This window comes from Streptomyces sp. NPDC001904, from assembly GCF_040297005.1.
In the GTDB taxonomy this organism is placed as follows: domain Bacteria; phylum Actinomycetota; class Actinomycetes; order Streptomycetales; family Streptomycetaceae; genus Streptomyces.
On record NZ_JBEOYI010000030.1, the window covers coordinates 1 to 18,097 of the forward strand.

Annotated in this window: 19 protein-coding genes; 10 read left to right on the forward strand and 9 right to left on the reverse strand. The window is 71.6% G+C overall.

The annotated features are described in order from the left end of the window. Positions 1–119: 119 nt before the first annotated feature. Positions 120–1,214, reverse strand: a complete 1,095-nt coding sequence (locus ABT127_RS33395; protein WP_351458363.1) for an amidohydrolase family protein — start codon at positions 1,212–1,214, stop codon at positions 120–122. Positions 1,215–1,292: 78 nt separating this feature from the next. Between ABT127_RS33395 and ABT127_RS33400 the strand changes: the two genes are divergently transcribed. The 5 genes from ABT127_RS33400 to thpD all read left to right on the forward strand — a co-directional run bounded on the left by ABT127_RS33400 (position 1,293) and on the right by thpD (position 5,943). After that, positions 1,293–2,393 carry a pyridoxal-phosphate-dependent aminotransferase family protein gene (locus ABT127_RS33400; RefSeq protein WP_351458589.1) on the forward strand — a complete coding sequence of 367 codons (1,101 nt, stop codon included), beginning with the start codon at positions 1,293–1,295 and terminating at the stop codon, positions 2,391–2,393. A gap of 373 nt (positions 2,394–2,766) precedes the next feature. Further along, positions 2,767–3,291: a diaminobutyrate acetyltransferase gene (ectA, locus tag ABT127_RS33405; RefSeq protein ID WP_351458365.1), complete on the forward strand. Its 525-nt coding sequence runs from the start codon at positions 2,767–2,769 to the stop codon at positions 3,289–3,291. A 57-nt stretch (positions 3,292–3,348) separates the two neighbouring features. Further along, the gene (ectB, locus tag ABT127_RS33410; protein ID WP_351458368.1) at positions 3,349–4,620 is read left to right on the forward strand and encodes a diaminobutyrate--2-oxoglutarate transaminase; all 1,272 of its coding nucleotides are present in this window, start codon (positions 3,349–3,351) and stop codon (positions 4,618–4,620) included. A 37-nt stretch (positions 4,621–4,657) separates the two neighbouring features. Continuing rightward, positions 4,658–5,056: an ectoine synthase gene (locus tag ABT127_RS33415; RefSeq protein ID WP_018533388.1), complete on the forward strand. Its 399-nt coding sequence runs from the start codon at positions 4,658–4,660 to the stop codon at positions 5,054–5,056. Between the two features lie 5 nt (positions 5,057–5,061). Continuing rightward, positions 5,062–5,943: an ectoine hydroxylase gene (gene thpD, locus ABT127_RS33420; RefSeq protein WP_351458371.1), complete on the forward strand. Its 882-nt coding sequence runs from the start codon at positions 5,062–5,064 to the stop codon at positions 5,941–5,943. Between the two features lie 74 nt (positions 5,944–6,017). Here the strand turns inward: thpD and ABT127_RS33425 are convergent, their stop codons facing one another. Further along, entirely contained in the window at positions 6,018–7,082 is a 1,065-nt protein-coding gene (locus tag ABT127_RS33425; protein WP_351458374.1) for an alkene reductase, read from the reverse strand. Positions 7,083–7,233: 151 nt separating this feature from the next. On the opposite strand from ABT127_RS33425, the gene ABT127_RS33430 reads away from it, so the two are divergent. Next, positions 7,234–7,734 (forward strand): MarR family winged helix-turn-helix transcriptional regulator, encoded by a 501-nt coding sequence (locus ABT127_RS33430; RefSeq protein ID WP_351458376.1) that lies wholly within the window; start codon positions 7,234–7,236, stop codon positions 7,732–7,734. 10 nt (positions 7,735–7,744) lie between these two features. Here the strand turns inward: ABT127_RS33430 and ABT127_RS33435 are convergent, their stop codons facing one another. The 5 genes from ABT127_RS33435 to ABT127_RS33455 form a co-directional block, all read right to left on the reverse strand. After that, a complete protein-coding gene (locus ABT127_RS33435) occupies positions 7,745–8,824 on the reverse strand; it encodes an aminotransferase class V-fold PLP-dependent enzyme (protein WP_351458379.1) in 1,080 nt (359 codons plus the stop codon). Positions 8,825–8,906: 82 nt separating this feature from the next. Beyond that, complete coding sequence (locus ABT127_RS33440; RefSeq protein ID WP_351458382.1) at positions 8,907–9,626, reverse strand: DsbA family oxidoreductase; 720 nt, start codon at positions 9,624–9,626, stop codon at positions 8,907–8,909. A gap of 93 nt (positions 9,627–9,719) precedes the next feature. Beyond that, entirely contained in the window at positions 9,720–10,190 is a 471-nt protein-coding gene (locus tag ABT127_RS33445; RefSeq protein ID WP_351458384.1) for a GNAT family N-acetyltransferase, read from the reverse strand. Between the two features lie 349 nt (positions 10,191–10,539). Continuing rightward, positions 10,540–11,145 (reverse strand): DUF1349 domain-containing protein, encoded by a 606-nt coding sequence (locus ABT127_RS33450; RefSeq protein WP_351458387.1) that lies wholly within the window; start codon positions 11,143–11,145, stop codon positions 10,540–10,542. 5 nt (positions 11,146–11,150) lie between these two features. Next, entirely contained in the window at positions 11,151–12,668 is a 1,518-nt protein-coding gene (locus ABT127_RS33455; protein WP_351458390.1) for an aldehyde dehydrogenase (NADP(+)), read from the reverse strand. A gap of 170 nt (positions 12,669–12,838) precedes the next feature. Here ABT127_RS33455 and ABT127_RS33460 point away from each other — a divergent pair, with 170 nt between their 5' ends. Both ABT127_RS33460 and ABT127_RS33465 read left to right on the forward strand, forming a co-directional pair. Next, positions 12,839–13,621: an IclR family transcriptional regulator gene (locus ABT127_RS33460; protein WP_111666988.1), complete on the forward strand. Its 783-nt coding sequence runs from the start codon at positions 12,839–12,841 to the stop codon at positions 13,619–13,621. A 116-nt stretch (positions 13,622–13,737) separates the two neighbouring features. Beyond that, the gene (locus tag ABT127_RS33465) at positions 13,738–15,198 is read left to right on the forward strand and encodes a peptidoglycan D,D-transpeptidase FtsI family protein (protein WP_351458393.1); all 1,461 of its coding nucleotides are present in this window, start codon (positions 13,738–13,740) and stop codon (positions 15,196–15,198) included. 12 nt (positions 15,199–15,210) lie between these two features. Here the strand turns inward: ABT127_RS33465 and ABT127_RS33470 are convergent, their stop codons facing one another. Next, entirely contained in the window at positions 15,211–15,753 is a 543-nt protein-coding gene (locus tag ABT127_RS33470) for a hypothetical protein (RefSeq protein WP_351458396.1), read from the reverse strand. Positions 15,754–15,950: 197 nt separating this feature from the next. Beyond that, complete coding sequence (locus ABT127_RS33475; protein WP_351458399.1) at positions 15,951–16,745, reverse strand: HAD family acid phosphatase; 795 nt, start codon at positions 16,743–16,745, stop codon at positions 15,951–15,953. A 251-nt stretch (positions 16,746–16,996) separates the two neighbouring features. Here ABT127_RS33475 and ABT127_RS33480 point away from each other — a divergent pair, with 251 nt between their 5' ends. Both ABT127_RS33480 and ABT127_RS33485 read left to right on the forward strand, forming a co-directional pair. Beyond that, positions 16,997–17,314 carry a hypothetical protein gene (locus ABT127_RS33480; RefSeq protein ID WP_351458402.1) on the forward strand — a complete coding sequence of 106 codons (318 nt, stop codon included), beginning with the start codon at positions 16,997–16,999 and terminating at the stop codon, positions 17,312–17,314. Next, positions 17,311–18,006, forward strand: coding sequence for a rhomboid family intramembrane serine protease (locus tag ABT127_RS33485; protein WP_351458405.1), 696 nt, complete (start codon positions 17,311–17,313; stop codon positions 18,004–18,006). The genes ABT127_RS33480 and ABT127_RS33485 overlap by 4 nt, the downstream gene beginning before the upstream one ends. The last annotated feature ends 91 nt before the right edge of the window (positions 18,007–18,097 follow it).

Below are 18,097 nucleotides of genomic sequence, written 5' to 3' on the forward strand. Positions count from 1 at the left end.
GGGCGGCCTGCTGCTCGGGGAGCGTGTCGCACAGCGGCTGAAGCACCGCTCCTGCGCTCGTCCAGGGGCGCGGGGAACTGCGCGAGAAGCGGCCACCGGCCCGCAGCCGCGAGGAGCGGTCAGCCCACCACCCGGCCGCGGAGCACCACCCGACGGGGAGAGGCCAGAATCCCGACGTCCGCCCGGGGATCGGCCCCGTACACCACCAGGTCGGCCGGGGCCCCCTCCTCCAGGCCGGGGCGGCCGAGCCAGGCACGGGCTCCCCACGCCGTGGCCGACACCGCCTCCCGCGCGGGAATACCGGCGCGGACCAGTTCGGCGACCTCGGCGGCCACCAGACCGTGCGCGAGCGACCCGCCGGCATCGGTGCCGACGAACACCGGGATCCCGGCGTCGTACGCGGAGCGCACCGTGTCGTAACGGCGCTCGTACAACCGCCGCATGTGCGCGGACCAGCGCGGGAACTTGCCCTCGCCGCCGGCCGCGAGATCCGGGAAGGTGGCGATGTTGACCAGGGTCGGGACGATGGCGACACCGCGCTCGGCGAAGAGCGGGATCAGTTCGTCGGTGAGGCCGGTGGCGTGCTCGATGCAGTCGATGCCCGCCTCCACCAGATCGCGGAGCGAGTCCTCGGCGAAGCAGTGGGCCGTCACCCGGGCCCCGAGCCGGTGGGCCTCGGCGATCGCCGCCTCGACCGCGTCGCGGGGCCAGCACGCGCCCAGGTCACCGGTGCCGCGGTCGATCCAGTCGCCGACCAGCTTGACCCAGCCGTCACCGCGCCGGGCCTCCTGGGCCACGTACGCGACGAGGTCCTCGGGCTCGATCTCGTGCGCGTAGTTGCGGATGTAGCGCCGGGTGCGGGCGATGTGCCGGCCGGCCCGGACGATCCGCGGCAGGTCCTCGCGGTCGTCGATCCAGCGGGTGTCGGAGGGCGAGCCCGCGTCGCGCAGGAGGAGCGTGCCCGCGTCGCGGTCGGTCAGGGCCTGCTTCTCGGCGGTCTCGGCGGGGACCGGCCCGTGGGCGTCGAGGCCGACGTGGCAGTGCGCGTCGACCAGGCCGGGCAGCGCCCAGCCGTCGACCGTGGTCACGTCGGACCCCGCCGCGACCGGGCGGTCGTAGGTGACGCGGCCGCCGATCACCCACAGCTCGTCGCGTACGTCGTCGGGCCCCGCCAGGACCCGGCCCCTCACATGCAGCACCCCGCCATCGGTCATGGACAGAAGCCTAGAGGCGCGGTGGGTACGCTCGTCATCGGCATCCTGTCCGAACCCGTGAGCGAAGAGAGCACCACCGTGACGCACCCGTTTCTCGACCTGGCCCCGTTGAGCGCCGAGCATTTCGCCTCCATCGAGGATCGCGTGGCCCGGCTGATGGACACGTCGCAGGATGTCGTGATCATGCAGGGCGAGGCGCTGCTGCCGCTGGAGGGCGCGATCCGCGGGACGGCGGCGCCCGGGACGGTCGCCCTGAACGTGATCACCGGCCCGTACGGGCAGACCTTCGGCGACTGGCTGCGCGACTGCGGGGCCACCGTGCACGATCTGGCGGTCCCCTTCCACACGGCCGTCACCGCCGAGCAGGTGCGGGCGGCCCTCGCCGAGCACCCCGAGATCGACTTCGTGTCCCTGGTGCACGCGGAGGCCGCGACCGGCAACACCAACCCGGTCGCGGAGATCGGTGAGGTGGTGCGGGAGCACGGCGCGCTGTTCTACCTGGACGCCGTCGCCTCGATCGCCGCCGAGCCGGTGCTGCCCGACGCGTGGGGCGTGGACCTGTGCGTGATCGGCGCGCAGAAGGCGATGGGCGGCCCGGCCGGTGTCTCGGCGGTGTCGGTGAGCGCCCGCGCCTGGGAGCGGATGACCGCCAACGAGCAGGCGCCGCGCCACTCCTACCTGTCGCTGCTCGACTGGAAGCAGCGGTGGATCGACGGCGGCCGCAAGGCGCTGCTGCACGCGCCCGCGCAGCTGGAGATGCTCGCGCTCGAGGCGTGTGTCGAGCGGATCGAGAGCGAGGGTCTCGACGCGCTGATGGCGCGGCACGCGAGTGCGGCGGCCGCGACCCGCGCCGGGACGCTGGCCCTGGGCGGGGGCCTGGAGCCGTACGTCCACGAGGCGCGGGACGCCGCGCCGGTCGCCACGACGCTGCGGGCGCCCGCCGGTACCGACGCCCGCGAGCTGGTCGCGAGGGCGCTCGCCGTGGACCCGGTGCTGCCGCTGGTCGCGGGCGGCGGCGCGCTCGCGCAGGAGATGATCCGCGTCAACCACTACGGCCCGCAGGCCACCCGCGGTGTCGTGCAGTCCTCGCTGGCCGCGCTCGGCGGGGCGCTCGCGGAGGCGGGCTTCGCCGTGGACCTGGAGGGTGCGCGCAAGGCGGTCGCGGCCGCCTGGCAGTAATTCCCCGCACGCAGAAGCAGCGCCGCCTTCACGGGATTTCATGAGGGCGGCGCTTTTCTTTATTCTTCTCCAACATATTCTTCACGTAATTACGGGAGCAGCTTCCCGTATGACTTCTGCCCGCTTTCTCGGGGCGTAAACACCAAGATTTCGACAGCACGGAGCGGCGTAATTCGGGCGGGTACCGGACCGGTTACAACGTTGTGACGCACTCCACAAGCGCAGCATTTTGTCCCTTATGGTCGGCGCAAATCGCCATATTGCGCACCTCGTTCGTGCGCGCACCCACCCGCACGCGATAACACACATCGGCCGCTGACGTAACCCCCTCCCCGGATGCAATCCAAGAAATAGGTCGGTAAATTCAATTTGCATGACCGCCGCACAAGCGCAATTCCAGCTCGACCATCCAGGCGTCGCCGACGGCGCTGCGATCTGGCGTATCGCACGTGACTCGAAGGTGCTCGATCTCAACTCCTCGTACAGCTATCTCCTGTGGTGCCGCGATTTCGCGGCCACCTCCGTGGTGGCCCGCGACGAGCGGGGCGAGGTCGCCGGGTTCGTCACCGGCTACATCCGTCCGGAGCGCCCGCGCACCCTCGTGGTGTGGCAGGTCGCCGTGGACGAGGCCCATCGCGGGCACGGTCTGGCCGGCGAACTCCTGGACGGACTGACGGCCAAGGTCCTGGGCGCCGGGCGGCCGGTCAGCACGGTCGAGACCACCATCACCCCGGACAACTCGGCGTCCCAGGCGCTGTTCCTGTCCTACGCGCGCCGGCACGGCGCCGGTGTGGCCCGTGAGGTCCTGTTCGACGCCGGCCTGTTCCCGGACGACGGGCACCTGCCCGAGGAGCTGTACCGCATCGGGCCCATCGGCCCCGGCAGCACTCCCGCCTGACCCCGATCCCACCCACCGCGAACCCCCCTCACTCGCTTCCCCAGAGGAGCTATTGCTGTGACCATCACCCAGCCGGACCTGAGCGTCTTCGAGACCCTTGAGTCGGAGGTGCGCAGCTACTGCCGCGGCTGGCCCACCGTCTTCGACCGGGCCCGGGGCAGCCGCATGTACGACGAGGACGGCCACGAGTACCTGGACTTCTTCGCGGGCGCCGGATCGCTCAACTACGGGCACAACAACCCGGTGCTGAAACGCGCACTCATCGACTACCTGGAGCGGGACGGCGTCACGCACGGCCTCGACATGTCGACGGCGGCGAAGCGCAACTTCCTGGAGTCGTTCCAGAACATCATCCTGCGCCCGCGCGACCTGCCCTACAAGGTCATGTTCCCGGGCCCGACGGGCACCAACGCCGTCGAGTCCGCGCTGAAGCTGGCCCGCAAGGTCAAGGGCCGCGAGTCGATCGTGTCGTTCACGAACGCCTTCCACGGCATGTCGCTCGGCGCGCTCGCCGTGACCGGCAACGCCTTCAAGCGGGCCGGCGCCGGCATCCCGCTGGTGCACGGCACCCCGATGCCGTTCGACAACTACCTCGACGGGCAGACGCCGGACTTCATCTGGTTCGAGCGGCTCCTGGAGGACTCCGGCTCGGGCCTGAACACGCCCGCCGCCGTGATCGTCGAGACGGTCCAGGGCGAGGGCGGCATCAACGTCGCCCGCGCCGAGTGGCTGCGCAAGCTGGCCGATGTCTGCAAGCGCTGGGACATGCTGCTGATCGTCGACGACATCCAGATGGGCTGCGGCCGCACCGGTGCCTTCTTCTCCTTCGAGGAGGCGGGCATCACACCGGACATCGTGACTGTTTCGAAGTCCATCAGCGGGTACGGACTCCCTATGTCCCTCTGCCTGTTCAAGCCGGAGCTCGACGTCTGGGAGCCGGGCGAGCACAACGGCACGTTCCGCGGCAACAACCCCGCGTTCGTGACGGCCGCCGCCGCTCTGGAGACGTACTGGACCGACGGCGCCGCGATGGAGAAGCAGACGCTGGCCCGCGGCGAGCAGGTCGACCAGGCGCTGCGCGCGCTGCGCGACGAGTTCCCCGACGACACCGTCGAGTACCGCGGCCGTGGCCTGGTGTGGGGCCTGGAGTTCCGCGACAAGGCGCGGGCGGGCAAGGTCGCCAAGCGCGCCTTCGAGCTCGGCCTGCTCATCGAGACGTCCGGCCCCGAGAGCGAGGTCGTCAAGCTGCTTCCGGCGCTGACGATCACGCCCGAGGAGCTGGAGGAGGGCCTGCGCACGCTCACCAGGGCTGTGCGCGAGACGGCCTGACACCTATTCAGTAATACGAGAAAGGCAGCAACTCACCGTGATTGTCCGTTCGTTCAAGGAGATCGAGAACACCGACCGGCACATTAAGTCGGCGACCGGTACCTGGGAGAGCAAGCGCATCGTCCTGGCCAAGGAGAAGGTCGGCTTCTCCCTGCACGAGACGATCCTCTACGCCGGCACGGAGACCGACATGTGGTACGCCAACCACATCGAGGCCGTGCTGTGCGTCGAGGGCGAGGCCGAGCTCGAGAACCGGGAGACCGGCGAGAAGCACTGGATCGAGCCGGGCACGATGTATCTCCTGAACGGCCACGAGCGCCACACGCTGCGGCCCAAGACGGACTTCCGCTGTGTGTGCGTGTTCAACCCCCCGGTGACCGGACGGGAGGACCACGACGAGAACGGCGTCTACCCGCTGCTGACCGAGGAGGGCTGAGCCGGATGACCACTGACCTGTATCCGACCCGTGGCACCTCCGAGGTGGCGACGCCCCGTGTCGACCCGGTCGTCTGGTCGGCTCCCGGCACCCGTGGTCCGATCCGCGAGTCGGACCTCGCGTCCTTCGAGCGGGACGGCTTCCTCGCGATCGACGAACTGATCGGCCCGGACGAGATCGGCGTCTACCAGGCCGAGCTGAACCGCCTCGTCAACGACCCGGCGATGCGCGCCGACGAGCGCTCCATCGTCGAGAAGAAGTCGCAGGAGATCCGTTCGGTCTTCGAGATCCACAAGATCAGCGAGGTGTTCGCGAACCTGGTCCGCGACGAGCGCGTCGTGGACCGGGCCCGGCAGATCCTCGGCTCGGACGTGTACGTCCACCAGTCGCGGATCAACGTCAAGCCGGGCTTCGGGGCGAGTGGCTTCTACTGGCACTCGGACTTCGAGACCTGGCACGCCGAGGACGGCCTCGCGAACATGCGGACGGTGTCCGTCTCCATCGCGCTGACGGAGAACTACGACACCAACGGCGGGCTCATGATCATGCCCGGCTCGCACAAGACGTTCCTCGGCTGCGCGGGCGAGACGCCGGAGGACAACTACAAGAAGTCGCTGCAGATGCAGGACGCGGGCATCCCCTCGGACGAGGCGCTGACCAAGTTCGCCGACGCGCACAGCATCAAGCTGTTCACCGGCAGTGCGGGCTCGGCCACCTGGTTCGACTGCAACGCGATGCACGGCTCCGGGGACAACATCACCCCGTATCCGCGCAGCAATGTCTTCATCGTGTTCAACAGCGTGGAGAACACCGCGGTGGAGCCGTTCGCGGCGCCCGTGCGGCGGCCGGAGTTCATCGGCGCACGGGACTTCACCCCCGTGCGGTGATCCCCGTACGCGGATGAGCTCCGTACGCACCCGAGTGGGGCGGGACCGGTCGACGGTCCCGCCCCACCGGTGTGTCACAGGGCGGGGTAGTCCGTGTATCCCTCGGCGCCGCCGCCGAAGAACGAGGATCCGTCCGGGGTGTTGTAGGGGCCCTCGGTGCGCAGCCGGGCCGGCAGGTCCGGGTTGGCGAGGAAGAGGGCGCCGAAGGTGAGGACGTCGGCGAGGCCGTCCTCGATCAGGGTGAGCGCGGTGTGGTCGGTCGGGGTCGCGGTGAACGCGTTGAGGAAGAAGGGGCCGCTGAACCGCTTGCGCAGGTCGGTGGTGACCTCGCGGACGTCGGCGGTGGCCTCCAGGACGTGCAGGTACGCGAGGCCCAGCGGCTCGATCTCGGCGACGAGCGCCTGGTAGGTCTCGGCGGTGTCGGTGCCCGGCATCGAGTTGTACGGGTTCAGCGGCGAGATGCGCAGCGCGGTGCGCTCGGGGCCGATGGCCTCGGCGACGGCCTTGACCGTCTCGACGGCGAAGCGGATCCGGTTCTCGACGCTGCCGCCCCACTCGTCGGTGCGGTCGTTGGCGCCCGGGGCGAGGAACTGGTGGATCAAGTAGCCGTTGGCACCGTGCAGTTCGATGCCGTCGAACCCGGCCTCGATCGCGTTCTTCGCGGCCGTGGCGAAGTCGGCGATCGTGGCGCGGACCTCGTCGCCGGTCAGCTCGTGCGGCGTGACGAAGTCCTGGAAGCCGTCGTTCGTGAAGGCCTTGCCCTCGGGGGCGATCGCGGAGGGCGCCGCCGGCAGGCCGCCCTCCGGCTGCAGCGACGGGTGGCTGATCCGGCCCGCGTGCATGATCTGGGCGAAGACCTTGCCGCCCGCCGCGTGCACGGCGTCCGTGACCGTGCGCCAGGACGCTATCTGCTCGGCGCTGTGCAGGCCCGGGGTCCAGGCATAGCCCTGGCCCACCGCGGAGGGCTGGATGCCCTCGGTGATGATCAGGCCCGCGGAGGCGCGCTGCGCGTAGTACTGAACCGTCAGCTCGGTGGCGGTACCGCCGGCGCCGGCCCTGCTGCGGGTCATCGGGGCCATCACGATGCGGTTGGCGATCCGGGTGCCGGGGAGGTCGAACGGGTCGAAAGCGGTGGTCATGACTGCTCCGATCAACATCGGTACGGGTCCGCCACGGAATTATGTGGTCGGCCAATCAATTGTGCTGACGCCACTGTAGCTCATTACTTGGCCGACCAAGGTAATATTCGGTATCGGTCGCATGAGGCCGGAATCAGCCGCAGGAGCAGCCATGGAGTCCACGCCCAAGGACGGCGAGCCCGTCTGTACCGCCCCCGTCCCGGCCGTCGCCCTCGGCGGTCCGGTGAGCCTCGCCCTGGCGCGGGTGGCCCGGCTGCACCGCGCCGCGGCCGGCCGTCGGCTGCGCGGGCTCGGGCTCTACCCCGGGCAGGAGTTCGTGATGATGCACCTGTGGGACAAGGGACCCGTACGGCAGTCGGAGCTGATCAAGGCCGTCGAGCTGGACCCGTCGACGGTCACCAAGATGCTGCAGCGCCTGGAGCAGGCGGGACACGTGCGCCGCTCCCCCGACCCGGACGACCGGCGCGCGGTGCGCGTGGAGGCGACGGAGACGAGCTGCGGGCTCCGCAAGGACGTGGCCGACGCGTGGTGCGCCCTGGAGGAGCAGAGCCTGGCCGGACTCTCCGGGGCGGAGCAGACGGAGTTCGTCCGGCTGCTCGCGCTGGTGGAGGGCAGTCTCTGCACGGAGGCCGGAGCCGGGGACTGTTCCTGACCGGGCGGGATCAGCGGGACAGGGCGGCGAGCAGCCGGTCGACGTCGTCGGCCGTGTTGTACAGGTGGAAGGACGCCCTCAAGTTGCCCGCCCGGTCGGAGAGTTCGACACCGGCGGCGTGCAGCTCCGGCTGCCGTACGCCGAGCCCCGGGACGGAGACGATGGGCGAGCCCGGGGCCGGTACCGGAGCGTGCCCCAGGCCGGCGAGGCCCGCACGGAAGCGGTCGGCGAGAGCCAGGTCGTGGGCGCGGATCGTGTCCGGCCCCAGTTCCTCGATCAGTTCCAGCGAGCGGCGGGCGCCGGTGTACGCGATGAGGCCGGGGGTCTCGTCGAAGCGGCGGGCGGAGCGGGCCGGCTCGGTGACCGGTCCGTAGCAGCTGTCCCAGGGCTTCTCCCCCGCGACCCAGCCGCCGAAGACGGGGGCCAGTTCGTCGGGGTCGCGCGGGCCGATGAAGAAGGCGGCGCCGCGCGGGCAGGTGAGCCACTTGAAGGCGACGGAGGAGACGTAGTCCGCCGCGGCGGCGTGCTCGGCGAGGGGGAACCAGCCGGCGGCCTGGGACGCGTCGACGTAGAGGCGGGCGCCGTGCGCGCGGGTGACGGCCCGCAGTTCCGTCAGGTCCGTGATCCGGCCGTCGGCCGACTGGGCTGCGCTGACCGCGACCAGGGCCGTGCCGGGACGCACCGACTCGGCGAGCGCCGCCAGCGGCACGGTGCGCACCTTGAGGTCCTGCCGTACGTGGAAGGGGTTGATGGTGGAGCTGAACTCGCCCTCGGCGACGAGGACTTCGGCGCCCTCGGGCAGCGAGGCCGCGATCAGGCCGGTGTAGACGGCGACGGACGCACCCGTCGCCACGCGGGACACGGGGACCCCGGCGATCCGGGCGAAGGCCGCCCGCGCCTCCTCCACGTCCACGAAGAGGGAGTCGATCGGGCGGCCCTCGGCCATCGCGGTGATCGCCTCGCGCATCGCCCGCACCGCGCGGGCGGGCAGCAGGCCGGAGCTGGCCGTGTTCAGGTAGCTGGTGGCAGGGGTGTACTCGGCGCGGACCAGGTCCGTGTCGAGCTGTCGGGGCGCACCGGAAGTCTCCATGTCCCCACTGTGCCCCGCCGCCAACTACCCGTCCATTGCGGATGTTTGAGCAGTACCTCTAAGCGGCCCTTATCAGTGCCGGTCAGGCCTGCGGGACCGCGCAGCCGTCGGGGCCGCAGGTGTCGGCGTCACCGGTGGTGCTGTCGATGACGGTGAGCGGGGAGCGGGCGTCCCAGGCCTGGGTCAGCGCCTGGGTGAAGACCTCGGCGGGCTGGGCGCCGGAGACGCCGTACTTGCGGTCGAGGACGAAGAACGGCACGCCGGTGGCGCCCAGCTCGGCCGCCTCGCGCTCGTCGGCGCGCACCGCGTCGGCGTAGGCGTCCGGGTCGGCGAGCACGCCGCGGACGTCGGCCTCGGCCAGGCCCGCCCCGACGGCGAGCCGTACGACGTGCTCCTCGTCGGCGAAGACGGACTCCTGGTCGACGAAGTTGCCCTTGTACAGCGCGTCGATCAGCGCGTCCTGCACGCCCTTGTCCCGGGCCAGGTGGAGCAGGCGGTGCAGGTCGAAGCTGTTGCCGTAGTCGCGGCCCTCGGTGAGGTAGGGCAGGCCCAGAGCGGCGGCCTGCTGGCCGAGCCCCTGCTCGTTCGCCGCGGCCTGGGCCTCGCTGATGCCGTACTTCTGCGCGATGTGCGGGACGACGAGACCGGTCTCGCCCTTCTTGACCGTGGGGTCCAGCTCGAAGGAGCGGTGGACGACCTCGACCTCGCCCTTGTGCGGGAAGGCATCGAGGGCCTGCTCGAACCGGGACTTGCCGATGTAGCAGAAGGGGCAGTTGATGTCGGTCCAGATCTCGACGCGCATGAGGGTCTCTCGCTCCAGCTGGTTCGCGTGTTCACGTCCTGTCGGGCAGGGGGTGCCCTGCGCCGTACCGGTACAACCGGATGCGGCCTCCGCTCATTCCCGGGGCAGGTCGAGGCGCAGCTCACGGTGGTGGCCGGAGCCGGTGCGGGCGCCGTGCCAGCCGTGGGCCGCGTAGAAGGCCTGGGCCCGCTCGTTGTCGCGGTGCACGTCCAGAACGGCCTCGGTCATGCCGTCCGCCCGCCACTGCTCGACGCAGGCGGCGTGCAGCTCCGTGCCGATGCCGCGGCGCCAGTGGGCGGGGTCGGTGTGCAGCTGGAAGAGCTTGACCGTGGTGCCGTACGGGTCCTCGTCGGGGCGGCGGAAGGAGGCGATGCCGACCGGTGCGCCGTCGCGTACGCAGACCAGGACGTGGGCGCGGGGCCGGAGGACGGCCTCCGTCCATCGCTCCTGCCACAGCTCGGGGGTGTCGCCGTCCGGGAACCCCTCGGGGTAGTAGGTGGCGCGGGCCCGCTGGTGCAGGGCGGCGATGACGGGAACGTCGGCGGTCACGGCGGTGCGGATCATGCCCGGGAAGACGGGCTGGGCCCCGCCCCGGTTCCTGACCTGGATCGCGGCCTGCTGTCCACCCCGCCGGGGGCACTGCGAGTGCGGGCCGGTGTCCGCCCCGATAGGGGCGCGGGGAACTGCGCGACCAGCCCCCACCGGGGCCGCACCCGCCAGCGGCGCTGCACCCACCGCCCTCTGAAGCGCTCACCCCGCACCGGGGTGCCGCCTTGCCCACCCTGCCGCCCCAGGCGGCAGACTGCCCAAGGCGGCGGGGCGGGGGCGCAGCCTATGGCGGCAAGCCGGGCGGCGGCAGACTGCCCAAGGCGGCGGGGCGGGGGCGCAGCCCGGGGCGGTGGGGGCCGGGGATTCAGGAGCCGTCGCGGAGGTCCTTCGGCCAGCCCGGGCGGAACTCGATGTGGTCGTAGGAGACCTCGCACCCCTCGCCGGTAGGCGACTGCGCCAGGAATCCGATCAGCGGCGCCGCCGACGTGTCGTCGCCGAGGGCGAAGACCCGGACGAAGGTCCACTTCTCGCCGTCGGCCGAGGCGTGGAACGCGAACGCCGACCCGGTCCGGCTGACCCGCAGCCACACCGAATTGCCCGGCACCACGAAGGAGTTGGCGTCGTCGGAGCGCCCGCGCGTGACGACCGTACAGATCGTCGGGTCGGCCGGCGACCGCTCGTAGCAGAGCTTCGCCCACTCCCGGTCCCCCACGTGGACGTACAGCACACCGGCGTCGAAGTCCGAAGCGAACCCGACGGTGACCCGCGCGCTGAACCGGAAGTCGCCGCTCGGCGCGCCCAGCAGCCGGGGCGCGTCGGAGGCGGGGTCGAGCGCGTCACCGGCCGGCGGCACGAAGCGGTCCTGGCGGGCGCCGGCCCGGCCGGTGAGGACGCCGTCGGCGTACGCCCAGTGCCCGTCGGGGCCGTAGGCGGTCAGAGGAAAGGGCAGTTCAGGGAGGTTCAGTTCCATGGCGGTCAGTTTTCCAGGCGGCCGTTGAAGCGCCGCGGCAGCCCCAGCGGATTGTCGTCGCGCAGCTCGGGCGGGAGCAGGGCCTCCGGCGCGGTCTGGTACGCGACCGGGCGCAGCCAGCGTTCGATCGCCGTGCCGCCGACGGAGGTGGAGGTCGAGGTGGTCGCCGGGTAGGGGCCGCCGTGGTGCTGGGCGGGGGCGACGGCGACACCGGTCGGCCAGCCGTTGACGAGGACGCGGCCCGCGACGGGCGTCAGCTCGGCGAGCAGCTCGGCGCCCCGGCCCTCGCCCGCGGCCTCGGCCTCGGACAGCTGGACGGTGGCGGTGAGATTGCCGGGCAGGCGGGAGACGACGGCGGTGATCTCGTCGGCCGACTCGTAGCGGGCGACGACGGTGACCGGGCCGAAGCACTCCTCCAGGAGCAGGTCGTGCGGGCCGCCCTCGACGGCGAGGCGCGCGGCCGGGACCGTGAGGAAGCCGGGCGAGACCGTGTGGTCGCCGCCCGCGCCGGGCGTGACCGGGGCGGACACGTCGGGCAGCCCCGCGCGCTCGGTGACCCCGGCGATGAAGTTGTCCCGCATGCGGTGGTCGAGGAGGACGCCCGACCCGGTGTCGCTGACGGCCGCGGTGAGCGCCTTGACCAGGGTGTCGCCCGCCGCGCCCGCGGGGGCGAGGACCAGGCCGGGCTTGACGCAGAACTGGCCGACGCCGAGGGTCATGGAGCCCGCGAGCCCGGCACCGATCGCCTCGGCGCGCTCGGCGGCGGCGGCCTCGGTGACGACGACGGGGTTGAGCGAGCCCAGCTCGCCGTGGAAGGGGATCGGCGTCGGCCGCGACGCGGCCGCGTCGAAGAGCGCCCGGCCGCCGCGCACGGACCCGGTGAAGCCGGCCGCCGCGACCAGCGGGTGCTTCACCAGCTCGACCCCGGCCTCGAAGCCGTGGACGAGACCGAGGACGCCCTCGGGGATGCCGTGCCGTGCGGCGGCCCGGCGGATCACGGAGGCGACCAGCTCGGAGGTGGCGGGGTGGTCGGGGTGGGCCTTCACCACGACCGGGCAGCCGGCCGCGAGCGCGCTCGCGGTGTCGCCGCCGGGCACGGAGAAGGCGAAGGGGAAGTTCGAGGCGGCGTACACCGCGACGACACCCAGCGGGATCTTGTAGCGGCGCAGGTCGGGGACGGGCGGGGTCGCCGTGTCGTCGGGGTGGTCGATGACGACGCCGAGGAAGGCGCCCTCGTCGACGATGTCCGCGAAGGCCCGCAGCTGGAAGCAGGTGCGCGCGAGTTCACCGGTGAGCCGGACCGGTCCGAGCGCGGTCTCCGCGTCGGCCGCCTCCACCAGGTGGGACCCCGTCGAACCGGCCCCGTCGAGCAGCTCGGCGGCGGTGCGCAGGAACGCGGCGCGCACCGCGCGGTCGGCGAGGGCGGGACGGGCCGCTTCGGCGGCGCGGACCGCCTGGTCCACCTCCTGGGCCGTGGCTTCGACCGCAACCTGCTCCCGCTGCTTCCCGGTTCGGGGGTCCACACTCCAGACTGGTGCTGCTGCCTCGACTGCCACGTCTCCCACGACGATTTCCTCCAGCTTTTCTCGCGGCTCGGCGGACGGACCCCGAGAGTCGTTCGATATACTGAACGCTGTCTCTGTCGATGAACATTACGGAGACTATTTCTCGTCGAACGAAGGGGTCAAGGGCGATGTCGGCAGGCGAGACGGGGGCCGCGGCGGGTGGCGCGCAGGTCAAGTCGGCGGTGCGGACGGTCGAATTGCTGGAGTACTTCGCGGGGCGTCCCGGGATGCACTCCCTGGCCGCGGTCCAGGAGGCCGTCGGCTATCCCAAGTCCAGCCTGTACATGCTGCTGCGGACCCTCGTCGAGCTGGGCTGGGTGGAGACCGACGCGACCGGCACGCGGTACGGGATCGGCGTGCGGGCGCTGCTCGTCGGCACGTCGTACATCGACGGCGACGAGGTCGTCGCCGCCGCCCGGCCGACCCTGGACCGCCTCTCCGACGACACCACGGAGACCATCCACCTGGCGCGCCTCGACGGCACGAACGTGGTGTACCTGGCCACCCGGCAGTCGCAGCACTATCTGCGTCCCTTCACGCGCGTGGGCCGCAGGCTGCCCGCGCACTCCACGTCGCTCGGCAAGGCGCTGCTGGCCACCCACACCGACGAGCAGGTCCGCAAGCTGCTGCCCGAGACGCTGCCCGCGCTGACCGAGCACACGATCACCGACCGCGAGAAGCTCATCGAGGAGCTGCACGCGGTGCGCGAGCAGGGCTTCGCGGTGGACCGCGAGGAGAACACGCTGGGGCTGCGCTGCTTCGGCGTGGCCATCCCGTACCGGACCCCGGCCCGCGACGCGATCTCCTGCTCGGTGCCGGTGGCCCGGCTGACGCCCGCGCACGAGCAGATGGTCAAGGACGCGCTCTTCGACGCCCGGGACCGGCTGACCCTGGCCACGCGCCGCCTCTGAACGGCCCCGCTCCGGCCGGGCCGGAGCGGGGCGTTCGGTGAGAGCTTCCTGAGAAAGCGTGTGAAACACGTCGCTACAGGAACGAAACCCTTCGCCCCGCTCGTCTTCTGTGCGGGATGAACAAGACGATCAGACGTGCCTCCGTCTTCTGTCTGCTGCTCGTGCTCGCCCTGCTGGTCAGGGTGACGTGGGTGCAGTTCTACGACGGGCAGGCCCTCGCGGACGACAAGAAGAACCGGCGGACCCTGATGCAGCAGTACGCGCATCCGCTGGGCGACATCATCGTGGGCGGAAAGGCGGTGACCGGCTCCGCGAAGACGGGCGGCGGCAGCGATCTCGCGTACAAGCGGAACTACACGGACGGCTCGCTGTACTCGGCGGTGACGGGCTACACGTCACAGGTGTACGGCTCCACCCAGCTGGAGTCCCTCTACCAGGGCGTGCTCGACGGCACCGACAACCAGATCAAGAACCCCGTGGACATGCTCACCGGGAAGAGCACCGCGCCCGGTGACGTGATCACGACGATCGACGCGGGTGTGCAGAAGGCCGCGTACCGGGCGCTCGGCGACAAGAAGGGCGCCGCCGTCGCCATCGACCCGGAGACCGGGAAGATCCTCGGCATGGTGTCGACGCCGTCGTTCGACCCGTCGAAGATCAGCGGTTCGGGGTCGTCGGACGCCTCGGCGTGGAAGAAGCTGGCGGCCGACAAGGACCAGCCGACGCTGAACCGGGCGCTGAAGCAGGCGCTGCCGCCCGGCTCGACGTTCAAGCTGGTGGTCGCCGCGGCCGCGCTGGAGAACGGCCTGTACTCGTCGGTCGACGAGAAGACCGACTCCCCCAATCCGTATCCGCTGCCCGGCACCAGCAAGTTCCTGAAGAACGAGAGCGCGTCGGCCCCCTGCGAGAACGCGACGCTCAGGACCGCGCTCCAGTACTCCTGCAACAACGTCTTCGGCAAGGTCGCCCACGATCTCGGGCAGAAGAAGCTCAAGGCGATGGCCGACAAGTTCGGCTTCGACGACGCCAAGCAGGACGTGCCGGTGCGGGCCGCCGAGAGCGTCTACCCGTCCGGCATGGACGGCGCGCAGACGGCCCTGTCCGGTATCGGTCAGTTCGACGTCACGGCCACCCCGCTGCAGATGGCGATGGTGTCGGCGACGCTCTCCAACGGCGGCCTCCAGGCGTCGCCGCACATGGTCTCCGAGGTGACGAACGCGGACGGGGACGCGGTCACCTCGTACCCGGACTCCGACACCGAGCGGATCGTCAGCGCGTCCACCGCGAAGCAGCTGCGGTCGGCGATGGAGACGGTCGTCAACGAGGGCACGGGGACGAACGCCCGGATCTCCGGGGCGACCGTGGGCGGCAAGACCGGTACGGCGCAGCACGGTGAGAACAACAGCCAGACGCCGTACGCCTGGTTCACGTCCTACGCGAAGGACGACTCGACGGGGAAGTCCGTCGCGGTCGCGGTGGTCGTGGAGCAGTCGAACGCGGCGCGCTCCGAGGTCAGCGGCAACGGTCTCGCGGCGCCGATCGCGAAGGCGATGATGCGGGCGGCGCTGAAGGGCTGACGCACGGACGCGCTACCGGCGGCGGCTCCGCCACAGCCGGCGCACCGGGGACGGGGACGGCAGGTCCGCGGCGCCGGGCGCCGGCTGTGGCGGAGCCGCCGCCGGGCGTTTGTACCAGTGGTAGACGACCCAGGCGCCGCAGGGCTCCCAGCCCTCGGGCGCCGCGCCGCCGGGGGTGGCCGGCTCTCTGCGGTACTCCCAGCGCCGGGGGTGCTCGGGGTCGCGGTGGCAGACGAAGCGGCCGAGTTCGTCGATCCGCCGCAGCTCCCAGCCCTCCGCGCCGAAGCGGTCCAGGAGCGCCGCGTCGGCGTAGGTGTCGGCGGTCCAGCGCCAGATCTCGACGTGCTCGTCGGGCGCGGCCCGCCCGGGGGCCAGTCTGCGGGCCAGTTCCGCCGCCGGGCCGAACGCGGCCGCCGGGTCCGTGCCGCCGGACCGCACGGCGCTTTCGGAGAGTTCGGCGACCGTCGCCGTGACATGGCCGTCGGGCAGTCCGCGGCCGCGCAGATGCCGGGCGAGCTCGTCCCAGTACGCCGTCGTCGCCGTCCCCTCGCCCACGCGCCCGTCCCCTGTGTCCCTCCGTGCCTGTCCGGTCATCAATCTAGGCCGGATCCCGTCCCCTCACATGTCCGGTATCGCGGACGGCCTCCGAATCCCCGTACGTCACGCCGGTACGCTCCCGCATCCCGCCGGGCCGCACCGCGAGGGGAGATCCGGCGTGAGTACCGTCGTGGACTTCGAGGACGGGCCCGCCTCTACTCGACGTAGTAGGTGGGGTTGGGGAACTTGAAGGTCTTGTCGGCGTGGCCGCCCTGGAGGTCGGAGTACTGGTCGCCGAAGTTCCCGACGATGTCGTAGCCGAGGGACTCGATGTGCTGCCGCGTGCCCGACTTGTACTGCACGGTGGTGCAGTTCCAGGCGGCCGCGGTGGCGCAGTCGCTCAGGTAGGCGGGCGGGTCGGCGGTGTCCTTGAGGAAGACGTGCCCGGCGTCGAGACCGACGTCGATGCCGACCTTCTTCAGGTTCTCCACGGCCCCGGCGCGCTGCGACTCCTTGAGCCCGGAGTTGTAGAAGACCGTGACGCCCTTGCGGGTGGCGTACTTGACGAGCTCGGGGGTGCCGGGCACGGCGGGCCGGTCGGCCTTGGCCACGTAGTCGGCCCAACTGGCGCTGTTGTACGTGTAGTTGGTCTTGATCTCGTAGTCGAGGCTGAGCAGCAGCGTGTCGTCGATGTCGAAGACGACGGCGGGCTTCTTCCCGTGCCTGCCGTGCCCCTTGGCCGCCCTGTCGATGGCGTGCTCGGCCCTGGTGACGACGCGTGCCATGTCGTCGGCGTACGCGCTGTCCGGCGACGCCTGCCACACGCCGGCGGCGTCCTGGGTGGCGCCGTAGTAGCTCTTGATCTCGTTCACGAGGAGGCCGATGTTGTGCGGCTCGGCGGTGGTGTCCCCGCTCGGGCGGTCGGCGCTCGCCGCACCCGTGCCGTAGAGGACGCCGCCCGCGAGGGCGCAGGCCGCCGCGAGGCCCGTGAGGGTGGTGGATCTCCGCATGTCATGTCTCCGAAGTCTGGCCCGCGGCGCGCGGGGGCGCGCCAGGTCGACCCCTGTCTACGCGCATCACATGTAGCGGGCAGGCACTTTTACCCGATCGATACCCGACCGGCGGCCGGGAGGACGAGCGCGATCGGTACCCAGTCATTGCCCTGGGCAAAGACCGCCTTGACTTGCCGTTGAACCCGAGGCCCTAGGGTCGGTCGCAGCCGTGTGCGCCGTGCACGCCCCGTCCTTCCGGAGACCCCGCCTTGTCCGTCCCTGCCACGCTGGCCACGTCGTCGGGCGGCGAGTCGCCCGTGCTGCTCGGTGCGTTCCTGATCGGTGGAGTGGTCGCGATCTGGTGCGGGGTGGCCTGGGCGTTCGACATAAAGGGCATCAGCACCCGCCGGTCGGAGCGGGCCCGCGCGAAGAGCGCGGACGTGTGGGCGGGCTCGGGCCGGGTGGACACCGCCCCGACGACCTTCTTCGGCAGCCTCGGGTATCTCCGCTTCCTGGGCGGAGCCATGGCGCTGGCCGGGGTGCTGCTGCTGCTCGTCACCTACGCGCTGTGGCAGCTGGGCCGATGACGACCGACGGCGTGCTGCTCTATGTGTGCGCGGCGGCGGTCATCACCTGCGGGCTCCAGGTCGCGGTGGCTTCGGCCGCCGACGACGACCCCGGCCCGGGATCGGGCTCGGGTGAGGCTCCGCCTCCGGTGGCCCTGCTCCGGACCTGGCGCCCACCGCTTCCGTTCGCCGCGCTCGCGCTGTCGGTCCTCATGGCGGGGCTCGCCGTGGCGCAGAACGTCTTTCCGGGCATGGTCGACGCGCTGGAACGGCATCCCGGCGGCTCGTGGTGGCGGGCCGTCACGGCGCTCGGGGTGCAGTCGTCGGGGTGGAGCCAGATCGTCTTCAACCTGGCGGCGCTGGTCGTGGTCGCGCCCGTCGCCGAGCGGCGGTTCGGCCCCTGGCGGATGCTCCTGGTGTTCCTGGTGAGCGGCGTCGCGGCGCAGGCGGTGAGCATGGCCGGCTGGAGCCGTACGGGCGGCGGCGACTCCGTGGCCGTCTGCGGCCTGGTGGGCGCGCTGGCCGGCTGGTACGCCCTGCGCGGTGTCCGTCCCGGCGCGCGCCGACTGGCCGTGGTGGTGCCGGTCGCCGGGGTGGTGCTGTGCCTGCTCGCGAACAATCACGGGGTGGGGCTCGTGGTGGGCGCCGCGCTCGGGACGGTGGCCGGGTGCGACGTACGTCGTGGCTGGTCGCGCAGTTCCCCGCGCCCCTGAGATGCGCACTTCGTGCGCCATCTCATCAGGGGAGGCTGCGCGAAGCGCATGCCTCAGGGGCGCGGGGAACTGCGCGGCCAGCCACGACGAG